The 22,488-nt window shown below is 58.3% G+C and carries 19 protein-coding genes, 2 tRNA genes and 1 rRNA gene; 14 read left to right on the top strand and 8 right to left on the bottom strand.

What is annotated here, in order from left to right; all coding sequences use genetic code 11:
* Positions 1–16 precede the first annotated feature (16 nt).
* The 4 genes from AC3IT9_RS24855 to dksA form a co-directional block, all read right to left on the bottom strand.
* Positions 17–2,971 (bottom strand): sensor histidine kinase, encoded by a 2,955-nt coding sequence (locus AC3IT9_RS24855; protein WP_191624914.1) that lies wholly within the window; start codon positions 2,969–2,971, stop codon positions 17–19.
* The gene (locus AC3IT9_RS24850; RefSeq protein ID WP_003176118.1) at positions 2,955–3,131 is read right to left on the bottom strand and encodes a hypothetical protein; all 177 of its coding nucleotides are present in this window, start codon (positions 3,129–3,131) and stop codon (positions 2,955–2,957) included. Before AC3IT9_RS24850 ends, AC3IT9_RS24855 begins: the two co-directional genes overlap by 17 nt.
* 77 nt (positions 3,132–3,208) lie before the next feature.
* Positions 3,209–4,099 (bottom strand): tRNA glutamyl-Q(34) synthetase GluQRS, encoded by an 891-nt coding sequence (gene gluQRS / locus AC3IT9_RS24845; RefSeq protein ID WP_489271238.1) that lies wholly within the window; start codon positions 4,097–4,099, stop codon positions 3,209–3,211.
* A 77-nt stretch (positions 4,100–4,176) separates the two neighbouring features.
* Positions 4,177–4,617, bottom strand: a complete 441-nt coding sequence (dksA, locus tag AC3IT9_RS24840) for an RNA polymerase-binding protein DksA (RefSeq protein ID WP_007971100.1) — start codon at positions 4,615–4,617, stop codon at positions 4,177–4,179.
* A gap of 333 nt (positions 4,618–4,950) precedes the next feature.
* Here dksA and AC3IT9_RS24835 point away from each other — a divergent pair, with 333 nt between their 5' ends.
* Positions 4,951–6,123, top strand: coding sequence for a pyridoxal phosphate-dependent aminotransferase (locus AC3IT9_RS24835; RefSeq protein ID WP_489271237.1), 1,173 nt, complete (start codon positions 4,951–4,953; stop codon positions 6,121–6,123).
* A complete protein-coding gene (sfsA, locus tag AC3IT9_RS24830; RefSeq protein WP_150757719.1) occupies positions 6,123–6,836 on the top strand; it encodes a DNA/RNA nuclease SfsA in 714 nt (237 codons plus the stop codon). The genes AC3IT9_RS24835 and sfsA overlap by 1 nt, the downstream gene beginning before the upstream one ends.
* Here the strand turns inward: sfsA and AC3IT9_RS24825 are convergent.
* The 4 genes from AC3IT9_RS24825 to AC3IT9_RS24810 all read right to left on the bottom strand — a co-directional run bounded on the left by AC3IT9_RS24825 (position 6,833) and on the right by AC3IT9_RS24810 (position 10,042).
* Entirely contained in the window at positions 6,833–7,150 is a 318-nt protein-coding gene (locus AC3IT9_RS24825; protein ID WP_489271236.1) for a Rieske (2Fe-2S) protein, read from the bottom strand. The genes sfsA and AC3IT9_RS24825 overlap by 4 nt on opposite strands.
* Positions 7,151–7,530: 380 nt before the next feature.
* Positions 7,531–7,803 (bottom strand): TfoX/Sxy family protein, encoded by a 273-nt coding sequence (locus AC3IT9_RS24820; protein WP_108216473.1) that lies wholly within the window; start codon positions 7,801–7,803, stop codon positions 7,531–7,533.
* 246 nt (positions 7,804–8,049) lie between these two features.
* Positions 8,050–8,394, bottom strand: a complete 345-nt coding sequence (locus tag AC3IT9_RS24815) for a pentapeptide repeat-containing protein (RefSeq protein ID WP_150727080.1) — start codon at positions 8,392–8,394, stop codon at positions 8,050–8,052.
* A 91-nt stretch (positions 8,395–8,485) separates the two neighbouring features.
* Positions 8,486–10,042, bottom strand: coding sequence for a bifunctional aminoglycoside phosphotransferase/ATP-binding protein (locus tag AC3IT9_RS24810; protein ID WP_489271235.1), 1,557 nt, complete (start codon positions 10,040–10,042; stop codon positions 8,486–8,488).
* Positions 10,043–10,158: 116 nt separating this feature from the next.
* Between AC3IT9_RS24810 and mrcB the strand changes: the two genes are divergently transcribed.
* From mrcB to AC3IT9_RS24750, 12 genes are all read left to right on the top strand, one after another.
* Entirely contained in the window at positions 10,159–12,477 is a 2,319-nt protein-coding gene (gene mrcB, locus AC3IT9_RS24805) for a penicillin-binding protein 1B (protein ID WP_489271234.1), read from the top strand.
* A 16-nt stretch (positions 12,478–12,493) separates the two neighbouring features.
* Positions 12,494–13,231 carry a tetratricopeptide repeat protein gene (locus AC3IT9_RS24800; RefSeq protein ID WP_489271233.1) on the top strand — a complete coding sequence of 246 codons (738 nt, stop codon included), beginning with the start codon at positions 12,494–12,496 and terminating at the stop codon, positions 13,229–13,231.
* Positions 13,231–13,566 carry a YqcC family protein gene (locus tag AC3IT9_RS24795; RefSeq protein WP_046041827.1) on the top strand — a complete coding sequence of 112 codons (336 nt, stop codon included), beginning with the start codon at positions 13,231–13,233 and terminating at the stop codon, positions 13,564–13,566. The genes AC3IT9_RS24800 and AC3IT9_RS24795 overlap by 1 nt, the downstream gene beginning before the upstream one ends.
* A gap of 483 nt (positions 13,567–14,049) precedes the next feature.
* Positions 14,050–15,774, top strand: a complete 1,725-nt coding sequence (locus AC3IT9_RS24790; protein ID WP_008053903.1) for an acetolactate synthase 3 large subunit — start codon at positions 14,050–14,052, stop codon at positions 15,772–15,774.
* A 2-nt stretch (positions 15,775–15,776) separates the two neighbouring features.
* Positions 15,777–16,268 (top strand): acetolactate synthase small subunit, encoded by a 492-nt coding sequence (gene ilvN / locus AC3IT9_RS24785; protein WP_003176102.1) that lies wholly within the window; start codon positions 15,777–15,779, stop codon positions 16,266–16,268.
* A 45-nt stretch (positions 16,269–16,313) separates the two neighbouring features.
* Positions 16,314–17,330, top strand: a complete 1,017-nt coding sequence (gene ilvC / locus AC3IT9_RS24780) for a ketol-acid reductoisomerase (protein ID WP_003228216.1) — start codon at positions 16,314–16,316, stop codon at positions 17,328–17,330.
* Between the two features lie 143 nt (positions 17,331–17,473).
* The gene (gene pssA / locus AC3IT9_RS24775) at positions 17,474–18,331 is read left to right on the top strand and encodes a CDP-diacylglycerol--serine O-phosphatidyltransferase (protein WP_150727084.1); all 858 of its coding nucleotides are present in this window, start codon (positions 17,474–17,476) and stop codon (positions 18,329–18,331) included.
* Positions 18,332–18,394: 63 nt separating this feature from the next.
* On the top strand, positions 18,395–19,408 hold the full coding sequence (gene msrP / locus AC3IT9_RS24770; protein ID WP_150754941.1) for a protein-methionine-sulfoxide reductase catalytic subunit MsrP: 1,014 nt from the start codon (positions 18,395–18,397) through the stop codon (positions 19,406–19,408).
* Positions 19,408–20,028: a protein-methionine-sulfoxide reductase heme-binding subunit MsrQ gene (gene msrQ / locus AC3IT9_RS24765; protein WP_150754940.1), complete on the top strand. Its 621-nt coding sequence runs from the start codon at positions 19,408–19,410 to the stop codon at positions 20,026–20,028. Before msrP ends, msrQ begins: the two co-directional genes overlap by 1 nt.
* Positions 20,029–20,525: 497 nt before the next feature.
* Positions 20,526–22,062 (top strand): 16S ribosomal RNA (locus AC3IT9_RS24760).
* A 161-nt stretch (positions 22,063–22,223) separates the two neighbouring features.
* A tRNA-Ile gene (locus tag AC3IT9_RS24755) sits at positions 22,224–22,300 on the top strand.
* A gap of 30 nt (positions 22,301–22,330) precedes the next feature.
* Positions 22,331–22,406 (top strand) — tRNA-Ala (locus AC3IT9_RS24750).
* Positions 22,407–22,488: the final 82 nt, after the last annotated feature.

Below are 22,488 nucleotides of genomic sequence, written 5' to 3'. Positions count from 1 at the left end.
GATACTCTCGACGGTCTCAGTTCACAGCGGACGTCGCTTCGACATGACGCGGCAAGGTAACCCTGATTCGGGTGCCGCGTTGGCTTTGAACATCAGCCGGGCTGTCGATGGTGATTTGTCCATAATGCTCTTCAACGATGGAATAGACCAGTGCAAGGCCCAGACCGGTGCCTTCGCCAGGGTCCTTGGTGGTGAAGAAAGGTTCGAACAATCGATCCATGATGCTCGACGGAATACCGCTGCCTTCGTCTTCCACGATCAGATCGACCGTGTGTTCGCCGGCTTCGCTCTTGACCCGTACCGCGCTGCCGGGAGGCGAGGCGTCACGGGCGTTTGAAAGCAGGTTGATCAATACCTGGGCCAGCCGTTGCGGGTCGCCTTCGACCCAGTGTTCGGGGTCGCACAGGTTGTAGAACTGCACTTCGAAATTGCGTCGGTTCAGGGCCAGCAGGCCGATGGCATCCTGAGCCACTTCGGCCAGACAGACGGGCTCGTCGCTATGCTGATGGCTGCCGGCATGGGCAAAGCTCATCAGCGACTGGACGATGCGCGACACGCGTTTGGTCTGCTCGAGGATCTGGCCGCTGATTTCCTTCAGCTCGCCGTCTTCTTCACGTTCTTCGCGCAGGTTCTGCGCCAGGCACGCGATACCGGTGATCGGGTTGCCGATTTCATGGGCCACGCCGGCCGCCAGTCGACCGATGCTGGCCAGACGCTCGGAGTGCACCAGTTTGTCCTCGAGCATCTGGGTTTCGGTCAAGTCTTCCACCAGCAACACCAAGCCGCTGTTGCCCGGCGCGAGGGGTTCGTCGATCGCCGCTTTGTGCAGGTTCAGCCAGCGTGTCTGGCCGTCGAGGGCCAGGTGCTGTTTGTGCAAGTGCTCGTCCGGCAGATTGATGAAGCCTTGCAGCAGTTCTTTCCATGGGTCGGCAATGGTACTCAGGCGCGAACCGACCACGCGCTGCGCGGCGATGCCGGTCAGTTCCTCCATGGCCTTGTTCCACATGAGGATTTCCTGATCCTTGGCCAGCGAGCAAACGCCCATTGGCAATTCCTGCAGGGTCTGGCGGTGATAGCGGCGCAGGGCATCAAGTTCGGCGGCCAGGCCAGTCAGGCGCGAGTGGTAGTCCTCGAGGCGGCTTTCGATGAAGTGAATGTCTTCGGTGACGTAGTTTTCGCCGCCAGCCTTGTACGGCAGAAACGTCTCGACCATGTCCTGGGCCACGCTCGGACCCATCAGGCCGGAGAGGTTGGCCTCGATGCGGTCACGCAAGCGGCGCAGGGCATACGGTCGGCGTTCGTCGAAAGGCAGATAGAGATCGCGCAGTGCCTGTTCCACTTCTTTCTGCGCCGCTTTTGCACCCAGTGGCTTGGCCAGTTGCGTGGCGAATTCCTGGGGCGAGGCGGCGTGCAGTTCCCGGCGTTGCGGACGGCGCACGTTATCCACGGCGCAGGCTTCGGCAGCGCTGGCCTCCTCGGTGCTGGCGTTGGTGAACAGCGAGATCAGGGTGAACATCAGCACGTTGGCTGCCAGCGAGGCAATCGCCGCCATGTGCCAACTGGTGTCGTCCAGCACGTAGATCATGTTCAGCAGCGGAATGTAGAAGCCCTGCAGGTTGCCGACCAGTGGTAACAGCATGGTCACCAGCCACACCAGGATCCCCGCCAGCAAGCCGGCGATGAAGCCGCGACGGTTGGCGGTCGGCCAATACAGGACTGAGAGCACGCCCGGCAGGAACTGCAACGTGGCGACGAAAGCGACAATGCCGAGGTTGGCCAGGTCCTGCTCGGCACCGAGCATCAGGTAGAAGCCGTAGCCGGCCATGATGATCGCGACGATCAGCGCCCGGCGGGTCCACTTCAGCCAGCGGTAGATGTTGCCTTCGGCCGGTGGTTGATACAGCGGCAGCACCAGGTGGTTCAAGGCCATCCCGGACAGCGCCAGCGTGGTGACGATGATCAGGCCACTGGCGGCGGACAGCCCGCCGACATAGGCCAGCAACGCCAAAGCCTTGCTGTTGGCGGCGATGCCGATGCCCAGGGTGAAGTATTCCGGGTTGGTGGTGGCGCCGAGCTTCAGGCCGGCCCAGAGAATCAGCGGCACCGCCAGGCTCATCAGCAACAGGAACAGCGGCAGGCCCCAGCTCGCGCTGACCAGCGAGCGCGGGTTGAGGTTCTCGGTAAAGGTCATGTGATACATGTGCGGCATCACGATCGCCGAGGCGAAGAACACCAGCAGCAGCGTACGCCACGGGCCTTCCTGCAACGGCGTGTGCAGGGCGGCGAGCGCGGTCTGGTTTTGCAGCAGCCACAGTTCAAGCTGTTGCGGGCCGTCGAACACGCCGTAAAGCGCATACAGCCCGACACCGCCGAGGGCGATCAGCTTGATCACCGACTCGAAGGCAATCGCGAACACCAGGCCTTCATGCTTTTCGCGGGTGGCGATGTGGCGGGAGCCGAAGAAAATCGTGAACAGCGTAATCAATGCGCAGAAGCTCAAGGCCACGCGATGCTGTACCGGCTCTCGGGTGAGGATACTGATGGAGTCGGCGACCGCCTGAATCTGCAAGGCCAGCAGCGGCAGTACGCCGACCAGCATGAAAATCGTGGTCAGCGCACCGGCCCAGGTACTACGGAAGCGGAAGGCAAACAGGTCCGCCAGCGACGACAGTTGATAGGTGCGGGTGATCTTCAGGATCGGGTAGAGCAGCACCGGCGCCAACAGAAATGCCCCGGAAACACCCAGGTAGCTGGACAAAAAACCGTAGCCGTACTGATAGGCCAGGCCCACGGTGCCGTAAAACGCCCAGGCGCTGGCGTAGACGCCCAGCGACAGGGTGTAAGTCAGCGGGTGGCGAATGATCGCCCGGGGAATCATGCCCCGTTCGCTGATCCAGGCCACACCGAACAGCACCGCCAGGTACGCGGCGCTGATCAGGATCATCTGGGTCAGGCTAAAGCTCATCGGCATCTTTTTGGCTCTGCAGGATGAAGGTCACGACGATCAGAATCAGCCAGAGCAGATAAGGGCGATACCAGGCGCCAGTGGCGTCGATCCACCAATCCATGATGGCCGGGGAAAACAGGTAAATCCCCACTACCAAAAGCAGGACCAAGCGATAGATGTACATCCCGGCCTCTCTTTTTTATGCGTGTGCCCGAAAACGTGCGGCGATGGTAACGGATGGGCGCGCCACTGCAAGTGCGATCACAATAGCTGTGCCTCGGGCAGGCTCAGTGTGCGCGGGATCAACGAGGCATCCCAGTGGGCAATGCCCCAATTCAACACTTCCCGTGGCGTGGCGTACGTCAGTTCGGCTCCAGGGTCCTGTCCCAGCGCCCGTAGCGCCCGCAGCAGCAGGGGCGTTGCCTGATCCTCGGTCAACGGCGGCGAACGGTAGGATTTGCCGAGTTTGTTGCCATCAGGCTGGGTAATCAGCGGGATATGCAAATAACGCGGTTGAGGCAGGCCTAGCAGTTCTTGCAGGTAGAGCTGGCGGGGCGTGGAATCCAGCAGGTCGGCACCCCGAACGATATCGGTGATGCCCTGCCAGGCGTCGTCCAGGACCACGGCCAATTGATAGGCATAGAGCCCGTCGCGGCGGCGGATCACGAAGTCGCCGACTTCCCGCCCCAGATGTTGGCGGTATTGGCCCTGCACCCGGTCGATGAAATGGTATTCCAGTTCCGGTACGCGCAGGCGGATGGCCGCATCGTCAGTGCCATGGCCAGCATTGCGGCATAGCCCCGGATAAATCCCGTGATACGGCTCCAGCTGTTTGCGCGAACAGGTGCAGGCGTAGGCCAAGCCTTGATTGAACAGGCGATTGAGCACCTCGGCGTAGGCATCGTGCCGCTCGCTTTGGCGAACCAGGTTGCCATCCCACTCGAAGCCATAGCTTTCCAGTGCATTGAGAATGGCCACCTGGGCGCCGGGTTCCTCGCGGGGTGGATCAAGGTCTTCCATGCGCATCAGCCAGCGTCCGCCCACCGAGCGCGCGTCAAGGTAGGAGGCCAGTGCGGCGACCAGCGAGCCGAAGTGCAGATGGCCGCTAGGGGTGGGGGCGAAGCGCCCGATGTAGGGGGTGTTGGCGGTCATGAATGCATTTAAAGCCAAAAAAACATCAGAAACAAAAACGGAGCGTTCGCACGCTCCGTTCTTCGTTCAAGTCGCAATTATTTGCCGACTTGCTTTTCCTTGATTTCCGCCAGGGTCTTGCAGTCGATGCACAGGTCGGCGGTAGGACGCGCTTCGAGGCGCTTGACGCCAATCTCGATGCCGCAGGATTCACACCAGCCGTACTCTTCGTCTTCGATCAGCTGAAGTGTCTTGTCGATCTTCTTGATCAACTTGCGTTCACGATCGCGGGCACGCAGTTCGAGGGCGAATTCCTCTTCCTGGCTGGCACGGTCTGCCGGATCAGGAAAGTTGGCCGCTTCGTCCTTCATGTGGTCCACGGTCTTGTCGACACCTTCCATCAGCTCTTTCTTCCACTGATTCAGGACCTTGGTGAAGTGCTTGCGCATGGGCTCGCCCATGTACTCTTCGCCGGCTTTCTGAACATAGGGCTCGAAGCCGCTGATCGCCTGGTTTTGCTGCTTTGCTTGGGTGGACATGAAATAGACCGCCTCTACTCTTGTAATCCATCTGCGCAGGATTGCTCCATCACCGGCACCTGCCGGCCCTGCGGCTGCAAGCGGGCGAACTTACCAGATCAACTCGGGCCGCGCTACTCCCGGATGTCGAGCTCGCGGCACATGGTGCTTGCAAATGATGACAAACCGTTGTCTGGTGGCTCTGGAACCCTGCTCAATTATTGATTTTAGTCAAACCTTGCGCGCGCGCTCGAGTCGTTTGTGATCGGGGTTACAAGGCCTCTGACCGCTTTAGGTTCTCGCTCGTTCCTGCGCTTGGGTAGAATCGGTTTTTTTTCCGTTGAAGGAAGGCCAATGGCTCAGTCCTACAGTGCCCGCAGTCGCGCGATCGAACCTTTCCATGTCATGGCGCTGTTGGCGCGGGCCAATGAATTACAGGCGGCCGGCCACGATGTGATCCACCTGGAAATCGGCGAGCCGGACTTCACCACCGCCGAGCCGATCATCCAGGCCGGCCAGGCTGCGCTGACAGCGGGGAAGACCCGTTACACCGCCGCGCGCGGCATTCCGGAGCTGCGCGAGGCCATTTCGGGCTTTTATCAGCAGCGTTACGGTTTGAGCATCGACCCTCGGCGCATCCTCATCACGCCTGGCGGGTCCGGCGCGTTGCTACTGGCCAGCGCATTGCTGGTCGATCCTGGTAAGCACTGGCTGCTGGCGGACCCGGGCTACCCGTGTAACCGGCACTTCCTGCGACTGGTCGAAGGTGCGGCGCAATTGGTGCCGGTCGGTCCGGATGTGCGTTATCAATTGACACCAGGCCTGATCGAGCGTCATTGGGATCACGATAGCGTCGGCGCATTGGTGGCGTCGCCAGCCAATCCGACCGGCACGATCCTGACCCGCGACGAGCTGGCGAAGCTGTCTGTCGCGATCAAGGAGCGCCACGGTCATCTGGTGGTCGACGAGATTTATCACGGCCTGACCTACGGCACCGATGCGGCCAGCGTGCTGGAAGTCGACGACAGTGCATTCGTTCTGAACAGTTTTTCGAAGTACTTCGGGATGACCGGTTGGCGGCTGGGATGGCTGGTGGCCCCCGACGCGGCCGTCGGTGAGCTGGAAAAGCTCGCCCAGAATCTCTATATCAGTGCTCCAAGCATGGCGCAGCACGCTGCACTGGCCTGTTTCGAGCCGGCAACCATCAGCATTCTCGAGGAGCGTCGCGCCGAATTTGGCCGGCGTCGGGATTACCTGCTGCCGGCCTTGCGTGAATTGGGCTTCGGCATTGCCGTGGAGCCGGAAGGGGCGTTCTACTTGTACGCCGATATCAGCAAGTTCGGCGGCGATGCCTTCGCGTTCTGTAAACACTTTCTCGAAACCGAACATGTGGCATTCACCCCGGGGCTGGATTTCGGGCGTTATCAGGCCGGGCATCATGTGCGGTTCGCCTACACGCAAAATCTCGAGCGTCTGCAGGAGGCGGTCGAGCGCATTGCCCGTGGGTTGCGGAGCTGGCAAGGCTGATGCGTTTTCATCCTCCCCTCGAAGAAGGGCGCCTGATCCGACGTTACAAGCGTTTTCTCGCCGATATCGAAACCGTTGATGGCGAGTTGCTGACCATTCACTGCCCGAACACAGGCTCGATGCTCAATTGTCAGGTCGAGGGCGGGCAAGTCTGGTTCAGTCGCTCCAACGACCCGAAACGCAAGTTGCCTGGCACCTGGGAGGTCGGTGAAACCCCGCAAGGGCGGCTGTTCTGCGTTAACACCGCCCGCGCCAACGGTTTGATCGAGGAGGCGCTGCGGGCGGGCGTCATTACCGAACTGAACGGTTTTACCGGGCTCAAGCGCGAAGTGGCTTATGGCCAGGAAAACAGTCGTATCGATTTCCGCCTCGATTACCCCGAAGGGCCTGCCTATGTCGAAGTCAAAAGTGTGACCCTGGGTTTCGACGGTACGGCGGTGGCGGCGTTTCCCGATGCGGTCACCCAGCGTGGCGCCAAGCATCTGCGGGAGCTGGCGCACTTGGCCAGGGACGGTATTCGCGCGGTGCAGTTGTACTGTGTTTGCCTGACCGACATCGAGGCCGTGCGCCCGGCGCAGGAAATCGACCCGGCTTATGCACAGGCCTTGCGTGAGGCTATCGCCTGCGGGGTCGAGGTATTGGCTTACGGTGTGCGGTTGAGCCACGAAGAAATGTTGGTCGACCGGCGTCTGGACGTGTTACCGGGTGGTTAAAGGCTGATCCAGATCCCCTGTTCATCCTCGCGGCAGGTCACGCCGGTCAAGGCTTGCCCCGCGCAAGGGCCGGCGACGCATTCACCGTCTTCGATCAGGAACAGTGCGCCATGGGTGGCGCACTGGATCAGGCTGTTGCTGGGGTCGAGAAACTGGTCGGGATGCCACTCCAGGGCAACGCCCCGGTGCGGGCAGCGATTGATGTACACATAAACCTGGCCACTGCGGCGCACTGCAAAAAACTTTTGACCATCGATGTCGAACCCGCGGCTGCTGTCATTGACCAGCTCGGCACCTGCGCAAAGCAACTTCATGTCTGTCCTCGGTCCCGCGGCTCGTGACCGGATATGTCCGAGCTTGAGTGTTGAATGCTATCAAATGGCGGACTTGCCCGTGGAATCCTTGGAAGGACGCTGCGCCTGACCCTGTCAGTACTTTTCCACAGGCAAAAAAAGACCCGGCAAGAGCCGGGTCAAATAACCGTGATTAGCCTGATGAGGAGATAATCCGAGAGTCCGAACCAAGGGCTTTTCAGAATATCGACCAGTCTCGCGACCAGTTGTGATAATCATATCGATTCTCATTACCAAGTCAACCGCTGTTTTTTGATTTCTTTGCGATTTGCCGGATTTGCGTTTGCAGGCCCCGTAATCATTGGGTTTCGGGTTGCAAAGCTGCAGAAGTATTTGTCGGATCAAATCTTGTGTCGTGTAGAGATGGCTTCCAGTTGTTTGTTCAGCGCTTCCTTGCGCTCGGCAGGAATGTCGTTCCAGTGAACGTCCATCAGGGCGCCTTCAATTGCGTACAACAACACCTTGGACGCCCGAAAACCGCGCGTGCGCACGGCCCGATAAGCATCCACCGCCCCGAGGCGACGCAAGTCCGAAGCGCTATGGATGCCCACGGCATGCAGCCATTGCGCTGACGTCTTGCCAAGATTCTTCAGGTGTTGCAGTTCATCATTCATCAAGCCTCCTTGCGATGGCCGAATGGAGAGCGTGGGCAATCTTCTGAGGAGTGTAGCCATCAGTAGGAAAAGCGTGATTGTTTGCTCGTTTTCGACGCAAATGCTTCTAAGAAACGAGTAATGGCAGAGCGTGAAAAATCCGCGAACGCCGTGGGAAGAGGCGGGGAACAATCAGGAATTACGGGTGAGCATCCCCCACAGTCCGGCGCAACCAAGGGCGCTGGACGTGTCAGTCAGCGACGTTGGTCAGCGGGTGCGATAACGCAATCGCGTGCCGAAGTTCATCGACATCAGGATTTCGTCGGCGCTGAGTTCCACCGGAAAGTACGTACCGGAGATTTGCGCGTGGGCCAGGCTCGCGCCTTCCAGGTTCGCTTTGCGAAAATCGATGCCACGCAAGTCGGCGGAACGGAAGTAGGCGTTGCTGAAATCCACACCGTCGGCATTCAGCTCGCGCAGGTCCAGCCCCCGGAAATCTCCACCCGCCATGTCGATGTGGCCATCCTTGGGGCGTTCACTGTTGAAGCCTCTGATGTCGTCTTTGTGCAGCAGGGCATAAAGCGGTGTGTCGAGAAGTTTCGGCTGGCTCATGTCGCATCACCTGTTGGTTTTATGACGCCATTATAGTGCCACTATTTGACGGCCGTGAAGCCAGCGGAGGCTTCACGGCTGAAAAACTTCCTTACAGGCCCGGAAGGCGCTGACGAATTTGCGCGACAACGGTATCGAGCGTCCCGCTTTCATTGGTCTGGACGCGCTTGCTGCAGAGGATTTCTGCGGGTGTCAGCGCTTCACGGCTGGCTTGCTGCGCTGCGATAACAGCCAGGGTGGCGTCGGACGGGTCTTTCTTGTCTGCCTGGCGCATGGCCAGCCAACTTTCGATCACGGCCTGCGGCGCATTGCAGTCGAGGATCAGGAAGGGTGCACCGGTGGCCTCGGCCACCTTTGCGGCACTGTCACGCTGATCACGCTTGAGGTAAGTGGCATCGACCACCACCGGGAAGCCTGCACGCAGAATGACGTCGGCGATTTCGTGGAGGCGGGCATAGGTCGCAGCGCTGGCGTCGGCACTATAGATGCCGGCCTGTAAGTCATTCTCGACAGTTTGCTCGCCGAACAGGCGCTTGCGCTCGACATCGGAACGCAGGCGAATCGCGCCCAGGGCTTCGACCAGGCGCATGGCGACATGGCTCTTGCCGACGGCGGAAACGCCGCAAGTAATAGCCAAGAAGCGCGAAGGAATGGTGCTGTAGCTTTCTGCCAGGTTGGCGTAGTTGCGGTACTGGCGCAGGGTCGTGGCGCGCTGCACCGCAGTGGCGTCGGCCGGCATGCTGAACAGGGCAACCTTGGCGCGGACCAGTGCGCGGTAGGCTTTATAGAAGTTCAGCAGTTCGAGACCGCGATAGTCACCGGTCAGCTCCAGGTACTGGCTGATGAAGCGACGCGCCAGGCACTTCAGGCCGCGATCTTCCAGGTCCATCGCCAGGAAGCCGGTGTCGGCATAAACGTCGGTAAAGCGAAAAGGTTCATTGAATTCGATGCAGTCGAAGATCACGACCTTGCCGTCGATCACGGTTGCGTTGCCCAGGTGGATATCCCCGTGGCATTCACGAATGAAACCTTCGGCCTTGCGCTGGGCGAACAGCGGTTTGAGGCGCTCGAAGCTGCTTTCGGCCCAGGCTTGCAGGGCGTCGAGTTGCAACAGGTCGGCTTTGTCGCTGAGGAACGGACGGATCTGTTCGAAGTTCTGCCGCACCGGCGCCATGACGCTGTCAGGGGTGCCGGCTTCGTGCCCGGCCGGTACTTTCGGTGCGCTGAGGTGGAAGCGGGCGATTTGCTCGGCTATCTCGTCGATGTGCGCGGTGGTCAGTTCGCCATTGGCTTGAAGGGTGCTGAGCAAGCCGTTTTGCGGGAACTGGCGCATCTTCAGTACATATTCGATGGCCGGGCCTTCGCCGCCCAGTTGCGGAGCCTCGACGCTGCCGGTGACGGGCAGCACTTCGAGGTACAAATCGTCGGTCAGGCGCTGGTTCAGGCGCAGTTCTTCAGCGCAAAAGTGTTCGCGAGCCTCAAGGCTGGTGAAGTCGAGAAAACCGAAATTGACCGGTTTCTTCACTTTATAGGCATAGGGGCCGGTGAGCAGTACCCAGGAAATATGGGTCTCGATGACCTGGAATCCCTCTACAGGATGCGGGTAGAGGGCAGGGTTTTGCAGGGCAGCGATCAGGGACTGGCTCACAGGCGATCCTTCAGAGTCGGGGAAATTCAAGGCCGTCATTATGGCCGCAAGTCCGCTCGACGCAAACCTCGGAGCGCTCCTGTTGAGGATGAATAAAGTGCGTATAATCCGCCGCCATGACTCGTACTCGAACTCCCCGCACCCCGAAAAAACCACCCTCCAGGGGCCTGCGCCCGTGGCTGGGCTGGGCCATTAAACTCAGTCTGGTCGCCCTGGTGGTGCTGGCCGGATTCGCCGTTTACCTTGATGCAATCGTCCAGGAGAAGTTCTCCGGCAAGCGCTGGACCATTCCGGCCAAGGTTTACGCGCGCCCGCTCGAACTGTTCGTCGGACAGAAACTGAGCCGGGATGATTTCCTGACCGAACTCGATGCCCTGGGCTATCGCCGTGAAAGCGTGGCCAATGGTCCGGGGGCGGCGTCGGTCAACGGCAATACCGTTGACCTGAACACTCGTGGCTTCCAGTTCTATGAAGGCATGGAGCAGGCGCAACCGGTGCGGGTGCGTTTCTCCGGCGATTACGTGGCCGAGTTGGCGGGGGCAAAGGGCTCGAAACTGTCGGTGGTGCGCCTGGAGCCGCTGCTGATCGGCGGCCTGTACCCGAAAAACCTCGAAGACCGGATCCTGATCAAGATCGATCAGGTGCCACCGTACCTGCTTGAAACGCTGGTGGCGGTCGAGGATCGTGATTTTTATCATCACTTTGGTGTTTCGCCGAAGTCGATCGCCCGCGCAGTCTGGGTCAATGGTTCGTCCGGGCGCATGCGTCAGGGCGGCAGTACCCTGACTCAGCAGTTGGTCAAAAACTTCTACCTGACCAACGAGCGCAGCCTGAACCGCAAACTCACCGAAGCGATGATGGCGCTGCTGCTTGAACTGCACTATGACAAGCGCGAAATCCTTGAGGCTTACCTCAACGAAGTGTTTGTCGGGCAGGACGGTCAGCGTGCGGTGCACGGTTTCGGTCTGGCCAGCCAGTTCTTCTTCAGCCAGCCGCTGGCCGAGCTCAAGCTGCATCAGGTCGCGCTGCTGGTCGGCATGGTCAAGGGGCCTTCTACCTATAACCCCCGTCGTAATCCGGAGCGTGCCCTCGAGCGGCGCAACCTGGTACTCGATGTGCTGCAAGAGCAGGGCGTCGCGACGGCCGAGCAGGTTGAGGCGGCGAAGAAAATGCCGCTGGGCGTGACCAAGCGCGGCAGTCTGGCGGACAGCTCGTTCCCCGGCTTCCTCGATCTGGTCAAGCGTCAATTGCGCGAAGACTATCGCGACGAAGACTTGACCGAAGAAGGGCTGCGCATCTTCACCAGTTTCGATCCGATCCTGCAAATGAAGGCTGAAGCCTCGGTCAACGACACCTTCAAGCGTCTGGCAGGACGCAAGGGTTCCGATGACGTCGAAGCGGCAATGGTCGTGACCAACCCGGAGACCGGGGAGGTGCAGGCCATGATCGGCAGTCGCCAGGCCGGTTTTGCCGGGTTCAACCGGGCGCTGGATGCGGTACGGCCGATCGGCTCGCTGATCAAACCGGCGGTTTACCTGACCGCGCTGGAGAAACCAAGCCAGTACACGTTGACCAGCTGGCTGTCGGACGAGTCCTTCTCGGTCAAAGGCGCGGATGGTCAGGTCTGGAAACCGCAGAACTATGATCGTCGTTCTCACGGCACGGTGTTTCTCTATCAAGGCCTGGCGCACTCCTACAACCTGTCGACCGCGCGTCTCGGTTTGGCGGTTGGTGTACCGAACGTCCTGAAGACGGTGGAGCGCCTGGGCGTGACTCGTGAGTTCCCGGCTTTCCCGTCGATGTTGCTCGGGGCCGGCGGCATGACGCCAATCGAAGTGGCGACCATGTACCAGACCCTCGCCAACGGCGGCTTCAATACGCCGATGCGCGGGATTCGTAGCGTGCTGACTGCCGAGGGCGAACCGCTCAAGCGTTATCCGTTCCAGATTCAGCAGCGTTTTGATCCGGCCTCCATTTACCTGATCCAGAGCGCCATGCAGCGGGTGATGCGTGAAGGTACCGGCAGCTCGGTTTATAGCGTGTTGCCAAGGACCCTGACCCTGGCGGGTAAAACCGGTACCAGTAACGACTCGCGGGACAGTTGGTTTGCCGGTTTCAGCCAGGACTTGCTGGCGGTGGTCTGGCTGGGTCGCGACGACAACGGCAAGACGCCATTCACCGGCGCCACCGGAGCCCTGCAGGTCTGGACCAGCTTCATGCGCAAGGCCGACCCTTTGCCGCTGGACATGCCGCAGCCGGATAATATTGTTCAGGCCTGGGTTGATTCGCGAACCGGGCAAGGTTCTGACGCCGGTTGCCCAGGTGCCGTGCAGATGCCGTATATTCGCGGCAGCGAACCACCTCCCGGTGCCGCTTGCGGTGGTGAAAACCCTGCGGAGTCGGTGATGGACTGGGTCAAGGGCTGGATGAATTAAGCAAAGAGGGTTTCAAGTGAACAAGTGGTTGATTCCAGCGGTTGCCGCCGTAGCTTTGCTCAGCGGTTGCTCTAGCGTACAACGTGGCTCGATTCCGGTTGTGGATTCCGGCACCGCCGTGTCCAACAGTGAGCGGATCTCGGCCAATGGCGGTTTCCGCCAGACGACCGTCAAGCGCCCTGCGCAAGGCCAGTCGCAGACCCAGGCGATTGCGCAAGGTGACAGCGGCGTAGTGGTGATGGTGCCAGGTGCTGCAACGACCTCGACGCCGATCAGCACGACACCGATTACCCCGGGTCCGATCACGCCGGGGCCAATTGACGCGTCGCCGGTCCAATCGGCGCCGATCAATCAGGGCAGCTACAGCATGCCGTCGTCGCCAAGCGGGATTCCATCGGCCAGTTCGGGCGGGCTTTCTGCAGATGAGCAACTGGACGGCCCGGTACTGGCTTTGCTGACCACTGCTCAACAGCAACAGGCGAGCGGTGATCTCAACGGTGCCGCCTCCAGCCTCGAACGCGCCCAACGCGTTGCACCACGAGAGCCGCAGGTGCTTTACCGTCTGGCGCAGGTGCGCATGGCTCAGGGCGATGCCGCCCAGGCCGAGCAGTTCGCTCGCCGCGGGCTGACCCTTGCCAATGGCCGTCCAGCCCTTCAGGCCAACTTGTGGGAGCTGATTGCCCAGGCGCGCGCGAAGCAGGGTGACTCTCAGGGCGCGGCATTGGCTCGTCAGAAGGCCAAGGTAACGCTGTGATGGATGCGCGCTTTCTGAAAATCGCCGATCAACTGTTGTTGATCGAGCGCGAGCTGCGGGTGCAAGGGTGGTGGGATGAAGTCCCGCCCTCCGCCGAAGCGCTTTCCAGTGTCGAGCCGTTTTCGGTCGATACACTGGATTTCGAGCAATGGCTGCAATGGATCTTCCTGCCACGCATGAAGATGATCCTCGAGCAGGATTTGCCGCTACCCAATGCTTCGGGCATTCAGGAAATGGCTGAAATGGTCTTTGCCGGGCGCAATGTCCAGGGCAAGGATCGGCAGTTGCAGGTATTGCTCAAACAGTTTGATCAGTTGATCACGGCGTCTCGCTGAGCCAGAAGCTGCCAGCGTCCGCTGGCAGTTGTTCACAATATCTCTCTATTTTGTCGGCCGCTGCAGGGTAAGTGCATGCGCGTGCCAATTTTTTGCCAAAAGTTGCGCAATCGAAGCTAACACACGGCTGGTTTACGGGTTTTTTCTTGCGTTCTCATGTGCTTAGTAGAATAAAGCACATAGACGGCTTGACTTGCGAAGGACGAAACAGAAGAATCCAAAGTCCGCTGTACAGGGACTGCCAGAAGCAGACCCTCTCAGCAGATCATGAGGCGCATATCCGCGTCGACCTGTTACACCCGCAACGCGTTACCTCGCGCTGGGTGGGAAAGCCCCGCAACACTTGGGACGATCCCAATACTTGCTCAGTCAGTGCTGACGTAGTCGGCGACCACCGTCGCTCATGCTCTGCCGAGAAGTAAACCTATTAAGACCCGTCCCATTTTTCGTGGGCGGTATTCTGGCGTTTTAGAGGTGAGCAACGTGGAGCTTTTATCTGGCGGTGAGATGCTCGTCCGCTTCTTGCGTGACGAAGGCGTCAAATATATCTACGGGTACCCGGGTGGTGCTCTTCTTCATGTTTACGATGCCCTGTTCAAAGAACCGGAAGTGACCCACATCCTGGTTCGTCACGAGCAAGCGGCTACCCATATGGCTGACGGCTACGCCCGTGCCACCGGTAAAGCCGGTGTGGTACTGGTGACTTCCGGTCCTGGCGCAACAAACGCCATCACCGGTATCGCCACCGCCTATATGGACTCCATTCCGATGGTGATCATTTCCGGTCAGGTGCCTAGCACCATGGTCGGCACCGATGCGTTCCAGGAAACCGACATGATCGGTATCTCCCGGCCGATCGTGAAGCACAGCTTCATGATCAAGCACGCGTCGGAAATCCCGGAAGTCATGAAGAAGGCGTTCTACCTGGCGCAATCCGGTCGTCCTGGCCCGGTCGTTGTCGATATCCCGAAAGACATGACCAACCCGGCCGAGAAGTTCGAATACGTCTTCCCGAAAAAAGCCAAGTTGCGCTCCTACAGCCCGGCTGTTCGCGGTCACTCCGGGCAAATCCGCAAGGCGGCAGAAATGCTCCTGGCGGCCAAGCGTCCTGTGTTGTATTCGGGCGGCGGCGTGATCCTGGGTGGTGGTTCCGCACCACTGACCGAACTGGCGAAGATGCTCAACCTGCCAGTGACCAATACCCTGATGGGCCTCGGTGGCTTCCCTGGCACCGACCGTCAGTTCATCGGCATGCTCGGCATGCATGGCAGCTATACCGCCAACCTGGCGATGCACCATGCTGACGTGATCCTCGCCGTCGGCGCACGTTTCGACGACCGTGTCATCAACGGCGCGTCGAAGTTCTGCCCGAACGCCAAGATCATCCACATCGACATCGACCCGGCTTCGATCTCCAAGACCATCAAGGCCGACGTGCCTATCGTTGGTCCGGTTGAGAGTGTCCTGACCGAAATGGTCGCGATCCTCAAGGAAATCGGCGAGACCCCGAACAAGGAGTCCGTTGCCAGCTGGTGGAAGCAGGTTGACGAGTGGCGCGGTGATCGCGGCCTGTTCCCGTATGACAAGGGCGACGGCAGCAAGATCAAGCCTCAGACCGTGATCGAAACCCTGTGCGAAGTGACCAATGGCGACGCCTTTGTGACCTCCGACGTGGGCCAGCACCAGATGTTTGCTGCCCAGTACTACAAGTTCAACAAGCCGAACCGCTGGATCAACTCCGGTGGCCTGGGCACCATGGGCTTCGGTTTCCCGGCGGCCATGGGCATTCAGTTGAGCTATCCGGATGCCGACGTTGCCTGTGTAACGGGCGAAGGCAGTATCCAGATGAACATCCAGGAACTGTCCACCTGTCTGCAATACGGTTTGCCGGTAAAAATCGTCATTCTGAACAACGGCGTTCTGGGTATGGTTCGTCAGTGGCAGGACATGAGCTATGGCAGCCGTCACTCGCATTCCTACATGGAGTCGTTGCCTGACTTCGTCAAGCTGGCTGAAGCCTATGGCCACGTTGGCGTGCGCATCACTGAATCGAAAGATTTGAAGTCGAAGATGGAAGAAGCGTTCGCCATGAAAGATCGCCTGGTGGTGATCGATATTTCGGTCGATACCAGCGAGCACGTCTACCCGATGCAGATCAAAGACGGCTCCATGCGCGATATGTGGCTGAGCAAGACGGAGCGTACCTAATCATGCGGCACATTATTTCCTTGCTTCTGGAAAACGAACCCGGTGCTCTGTCTCGTGTGGTTGGCCTGTTCTCGCAGCGCAACTACAACATCGAAAGCCTGACCGTGGCCCCGACCGAAGACCCGACCCTGTCGCGTCTGACGCTGACCACAGTTGGTCACGATGAAGTCATCGAGCAGATCACCAAGAACCTGAACAAGCTGATCGAAGTGGTAAAACTGGTCGACCTGTCGGAGAGTGCTCACATCGAGCGCGAACTGATGCTGGTCAAGGTCAAGGCCACCGGCGCCCAGCGTGCCGAGATCAAGCGCACTACCGATATTTACCGTGGGCAGATCGTCGATGTCAGCGCCAGCGTGTATACCGTTCAACTGACCGGTACCAGCGACAAGCTCGACAGCTTCATTCAGTCCATTGGCACCGCCTCGATTCTGGAAACCGTCCGTAGTGGCGTGACCGGCATTGCCCGCGGCGACAAAGTACTCAGCATCTAAACCAAATTAGCGAACGGCCTGAACGGCCTGATATAGGGGAAATTCATGAAAGTTTTCTACGATAAAGACTGCGACCTGTCGATCATCCAGGGCAAGAAAGTTGCCATCATCGGTTACGGTTCCCAAGGCCACGCTCAAGCGTGCAACCTGAAAGACTCCGGCGTTGACGTGACTGTCGGCCTGCGTAAAGGTTCGGCTACCGTTGCCAAGGCTGAAGCCCACGGCCTGAAAGTGACTGACGTTGCTTCCGCTGTTGCAGCTGCTGACCTGGTCATGATCCTGACCCCGGACGAATTCCAGTCCTCCCTGTACAAGAACGAAATCGAGCCGAACATCAAGAAAGGCGCCACCCTGGCCTTCTCCCACGGTTTCGCGATCCACTACAACCAGGTTGTGCCGCGCGCTGACCTCGACGTGATCATGATCGCGCCGAAGGCTCCAGGTCACACCGTACGTTCCGAGTTCGTGAAGGGCGGCGGTATCCCTGACCTGATCGCTATCTACCAGGACGCCTCGGGCAACGCCAAGAACGTCGCTCTGTCCTACGCTGCCGGCGTTGGCGGCGGTCGTACCGGCATCATCGAAACCACCTTCAAGGACGAGACTGAAACCGACCTGTTCGGCGAACAAGCCGTTCTGTGCGGCGGTACCGTTGAGCTGGTCAAGGCCGGTTTCGAAACTCTGGTTGAAGCTGGCTACGCGCCAGAAATGGCCTACTTCGAGTGCCTGCACGAACTGAAGCTGATCGTTGACCTCATGTACGAAGGCGGTATCGCCAACATGAACTACTCGATCTCCAACAACGCCGAATACGGCGAGTACGTGACCGGCCCTGAAGTCATCAACGCCGAATCCCGTCAGGCCATGCGCAACGCCCTGAAACGTATTCAGGACGGCGAATATGCCAAGATGTTCATCAGCGAAGGCGCTACCGGCTATCCTTCGATGACCGCCAAGCGTCGTAACAATGCCGCTCACGGTATCGAAATCATCGGCGAGCAACTGCGCTCCATGATGCCGTGGATCGGTGCCAACAAGATCGTCGACAAAGCTAAAAACTAAGTCACGCGCTTGTACAAAAAACGCGGCTTAGGCCGCGTTTTTTCGTTTGGGGGGCCGGTTCTGGTATAAAGCTGCATCGTTTGCGGCCGAACCGTCGTCCCAGACACCTGTCCAAACTTTCCACCCGTTGCAAGGTAATGTCCATGAGCGAACGCCCCGAAGAGCCAAACCAGGCCTCTGACGCCGATAGCCTGCTGCCCATCGATGAACATGTCGAAGAAGGGCATGACGCTGAAGGTCGTAAAGTCCGGCATCGTGGTATCTATCTTCTGCCGAATCTGTTCACCACTGCGAACCTGTTCGCAGGGTTCTATTCCATCATCAATTCGATGAGTGCGCAGGCGGCCTTGAGCGCCGGCGACTCAGTCAATGCAAGCAAGTACTTCGCCTTTGCTGCCATCGCGATCTTCGTTGCCATGGTGCTCGACGGCCTCGACGGCCGCGTTGCGCGCATGACCAATACCCAGAGTGCCTTTGGTGCTGAGTACGACTCTCTGTCGGACATGGTTGCCTTTGGTGTTGCACCGGCATTGCTGGCCTTCGGTTGGGCCTTGGGTGACATGGGCAAGGTTGGCTGGATGGTCGCCTTCATCTACGTGGCGGGCGCGGCATTACGCCTTGCACGCTTCAACACGCAGGTCGGCACCGCGGACAAGCGCTACTTCATCGGTCTGGCCAGTCCCGCCGCTGCGGGCGTGGTTGCAGGTATCGTCTGGGCGTTCAGCGACTACGGCATCCAGGGTTCCAAGATGTCTTTCCTGGTTGCGCTGATGGTGGCGGCGGCCGGCATGCTGATGGTCAGCAACATCAAGTACAACAGCTTCAAGGAACTGGACCTGAAGGGGCGAGTGCCTTTCGTGGCGATTCTCGCAGTAGTGTTGGTGTTCGCGGTTGTTTTCAGTGATCCGCCGCGCATTCTGCTGCTGGTCTTCCTCGCCTATGCCGCGTCCGGCCCGGTTCAATACCTGTTACATCTTCGTCGGCGTAAAAGCGTCGAGTGATGTAATTTCCCTCATACTCCGCAGTCTGTTGGTGCATCTGTTCTCCAATACTGCGGAGTAGCCATGCTGATCAAAGTCCCTAAGGCATCCGACTGCCATGAGTCGGATGTCACGCCTGAATCCATCTATCTTTCTCGACGCAATGTATTGGGTGTTGCTGTTGCCGGTTTGGCCGTGAGCGGTCTTCCTCGGTGGGCGGCTGCCGACGATGTGGCGCGTTATGCGGACGTCGAGCCTGGCAAGGCGCCTTCCTGGTTCAGCGAAAAGCTTTCCTCGGTCAAGTGGGGAGCGGTTGTCGTCAAGGATGAGGCAATCACACCCTTCAAGGATGCGACCCACTACAACAACTTCTACGAGTTCGGCACCGATAAAGGTGATCCGGCTGCCAATGCCGGCACGCTGAAGACGGAGCCGTGGTCGGTGGTGGTGGACGGGGAGGTGGGCAAGCCCGGGCGGTATGCGATCGAAGACTTCATGAAACCGTATCAGCTGGAGGAGCGAATCTACCGTTTGCGCTGTGTGGAAGCCTGGTCGATGGTCATTCCCTGGATCGGTTTTCCGCTCTCGGCCTTGCTCAAGGAAGTCGAGCCGACCTCGAAAGCCAGATTCATCCGCTTCGAAACCCTGCAGGATCCCAAAAGCATGCCGGGGCAGCGCTCCGGTTTTGCCTTGATCGACTGGCCATATATAGAGGGGCTGCGTCTGGATGAGGCGATGAACCCGTTGGCGATTCTTGCGGTCGGCATGTACGGGCGTGAGTTGCCTAATCAAAACGGCGCGCCGTTGCGTTTGGTGGTGCCCTGGAAATATGGCTTCAAGAGCATCAAGTCCATCGTGCGCATCAGTCTGGTCAGCGAGCAGCCGAAAACCACCTGGCAGAGCATTGCAGCGGATGAATATGGCTTTTATGCGAACGTGAATCCCACTGTTGATCATCCTCGCTGGACTCAGGCGCGTGAACGCCGCCTGCCCAGTGGCTTGTTCAAGCCCAATATACGTGACACGCAAATGTTCAACGGCTATTCAGAGGAAGTCGCCTCTCTATATACGGGGCTCGACCTGAGGAAGAACTACTGATGCGCTATCCGCTTTGGCGCATCGGTGTCTTTGTCGTAGTGCTGGTGTGGCCGCTGCTGTGGTTGTATCAGGCCTGGGAGGATGTCCTCGGGCCGGATCCGGGCAAGGTACTGGTCGATCGGCTGGGTTTGGGGACGCTTGTTCTGCTGCTCGTAATCTTGAGCTTGACGCCTTTGCAGAGACTTACGGGTTGGGCAGGGTGGAATGCCGTGCGGCGACAGTTGGGATTGTGGTGCTTTGCCTATGTGCTGCTCCACCTCAGTAGTTATTGCGCATTCATTCTTGGTTTTGACTGGTCGCAGCTGGGTGTCGAGTTGCGCAAGCGGCCTTACATTATTGTCGGGGTGTTGGGTTTTCTTGGTTTGCTGGCATTGGCGGTGACTTCCAATCGATACAGTCAGCGACGACTGGGTTCCCGCTGGAAGAAGTTGCATCGCCTGGCGTATGTCATTCTCGGGCTTGGATTACTGCATATGCTCTGGATTGTGCGCGCCGACCTGAAGGAGTGGGCGATCTATGCATCCATAGGTGCATTGCTGTTAGTGCTGCGGCTACCGCCTTTGGCTCGTCGAATCCCGCGTTTAATGGCTAAAAAGGGCTCTTCCGCCAAAAAGGCGTAAATAGTGGTTGACGGCAGATTCCAGGTGTCTATAATTCGCCCCACTTCCGGCGCAGTCGAAACGGAAAACTCCTTGGTAAACAAAGAGTTACGCAGTTTTCGACAGCAGGTTGCTTCAGTTCATCGAAGCCGAAAGGGAGTTGAAAAAGAGGTGTTGACAGCAGCGTGTAACGCTGTAGAATTCGCCTCCCGCTGACGAGAGATCTGAAGCGCAAGTGGTTGAAGTTGTTAAGGATTTCCAAGCGAAACTTTGAAAACTTCTGAAAATAATCACTTGACAGCAAATGAGGCTGCTGTAGAATGCGCGCCTCGGTTGAGACGAAAGATCTTAACCAACCGCTCTTTAACAACTGAATCAAGCAATTCGTGTGGGTGCTTGTGGAGTCAGACTGCTAGTCAACAGATTATCAGCATCACAAGTTACTCCGCGAGAAATCAAAGATGTAACCAACGATTGCTGAGCCAAGTTTAGGGTTTTCTCAAAACCCAAAGATGTTTGAACTGAAGAGTTTGATCATGGCTCAGATTGAACGCTGGCGGCAGGCCTAACACATGCAAGTCGAGCGGATGACAGGAGCTTGCTCCTGAATTCAGCGGCGGACGGGTGAGTAATGCCTAGGAATCTGCCTGGTAGTGGGGGACAACGTTTCGAAAGGAACGCTAATACCGCATACGTCCTACGGGAGAAAGCAGGGGACCTTCGGGCCTTGCGCTATCAGATGAGCCTAGGTCGGATTAGCTAGTTGGTGAGGTAATGGCTCACCAAGGCGACGATCCGTAACTGGTCTGAGAGGATGATCAGTCACACTGGAACTGAGACACGGTCCAGACTCCTACGGGAGGCAGCAGTGGGGAATATTGGACAATGGGCGAAAGCCTGATCCAGCCATGCCGCGTGTGTGAAGAAGGTCTTCGGATTGTAAAGCACTTTAAGTTGGGAGGAAGGGCATTAACCTAATACGTTAGTGTTTTGACGTTACCGACAGAATAAGCACCGGCTAACTCTGTGCCAGCAGCCGCGGTAATACAGAGGGTGCAAGCGTTAATCGGAATTACTGGGCGTAAAGCGCGCGTAGGTGGTTTGTTAAGTTGGATGTGAAAGCCCCGGGCTCAACCTGGGAACTGCATTCAAAACTGACAAGCTAGAGTATGGTAGAGGGTGGTGGAATTTCCTGTGTAGCGGTGAAATGCGTAGATATAGGAAGGAACACCAGTGGCGAAGGCGACCACCTGGACTGATACTGACACTGAGGTGCGAAAGCGTGGGGAGCAAACAGGATTAGATACCCTGGTAGTCCACGCCGTAAACGATGTCAACTAGCCGTTGGGAGCCTTGAGCTCTTAGTGGCGCAGCTAACGCATTAAGTTGACCGCCTGGGGAGTACGGCCGCAAGGTTAAAACTCAAATGAATTGACGGGGGCCCGCACAAGCGGTGGAGCATGTGGTTTAATTCGAAGCAACGCGAAGAACCTTACCAGGCCTTGACATCCAATGAACTTTCCAGAGATGGATTGGTGCCTTCGGGAACATTGAGACAGGTGCTGCATGGCTGTCGTCAGCTCGTGTCGTGAGATGTTGGGTTAAGTCCCGTAACGAGCGCAACCCTTGTCCTTAGTTACCAGCACGTTATGGTGGGCACTCTAAGGAGACTGCCGGTGACAAACCGGAGGAAGGTGGGGATGACGTCAAGTCATCATGGCCCTTACGGCCTGGGCTACACACGTGCTACAATGGTCGGTACAGAGGGTTGCCAAGCCGCGAGGTGGAGCTAATCCCACAAAACCGATCGTAGTCCGGATCGCAGTCTGCAACTCGACTGCGTGAAGTCGGAATCGCTAGTAATCGCGAATCAGAATGTCGCGGTGAATACGTTCCCGGGCCTTGTACACACCGCCCGTCACACCATGGGAGTGGGTTGCACCAGAAGTAGCTAGTCTAACCTTCGGGAGGACGGTTACCACGGTGTGATTCATGACTGGGGTGAAGTCGTAACAAGGTAGCCGTAGGGGAACCTGCGGCTGGATCACCTCCTTAATCGACGACTCAGCTGCTCCATAAGTTCCCACACGAATTGCTTGATTCATTGAAGAAGACGATATAGAAGCAGCCAAAAGGGTTGTAGCTTAGTTGGTTAGAGCGCACCCCATGCTTTGTGGTAAAGAGCAGGGTGAGGTCGGCCTTAGCAGCTCGAAATTGGGTCTGTAGCTCAGTTGGTTAGAGCGCACCCCTGATAAGGGTGAGGTCGGCAGTTCGAATCTGCCCAGACCCACCAATTTTGTGTGGGAAACGCCTGTAGAAATACGGGGCCATAGCTCAGCTGGGAGAGCGCCTGCCTTGCACGCAGGAGGTCAACGGTTCGATCCCGTTTGGCTCCACCACTACTGCTTCTGATTGTATAAAGCTTAGAAATGAGCATTCCATCGAGACGATGGTGAATGTTGATTTCTAGTCTTTGACTAG

The organism is Pseudomonas sp. KH_046_1 (assembly GCF_057839025.1).
The sequence above is the reverse complement of the archived record's forward strand: the minus strand, read 5'-3'. Positions and strand labels throughout refer to the sequence as shown.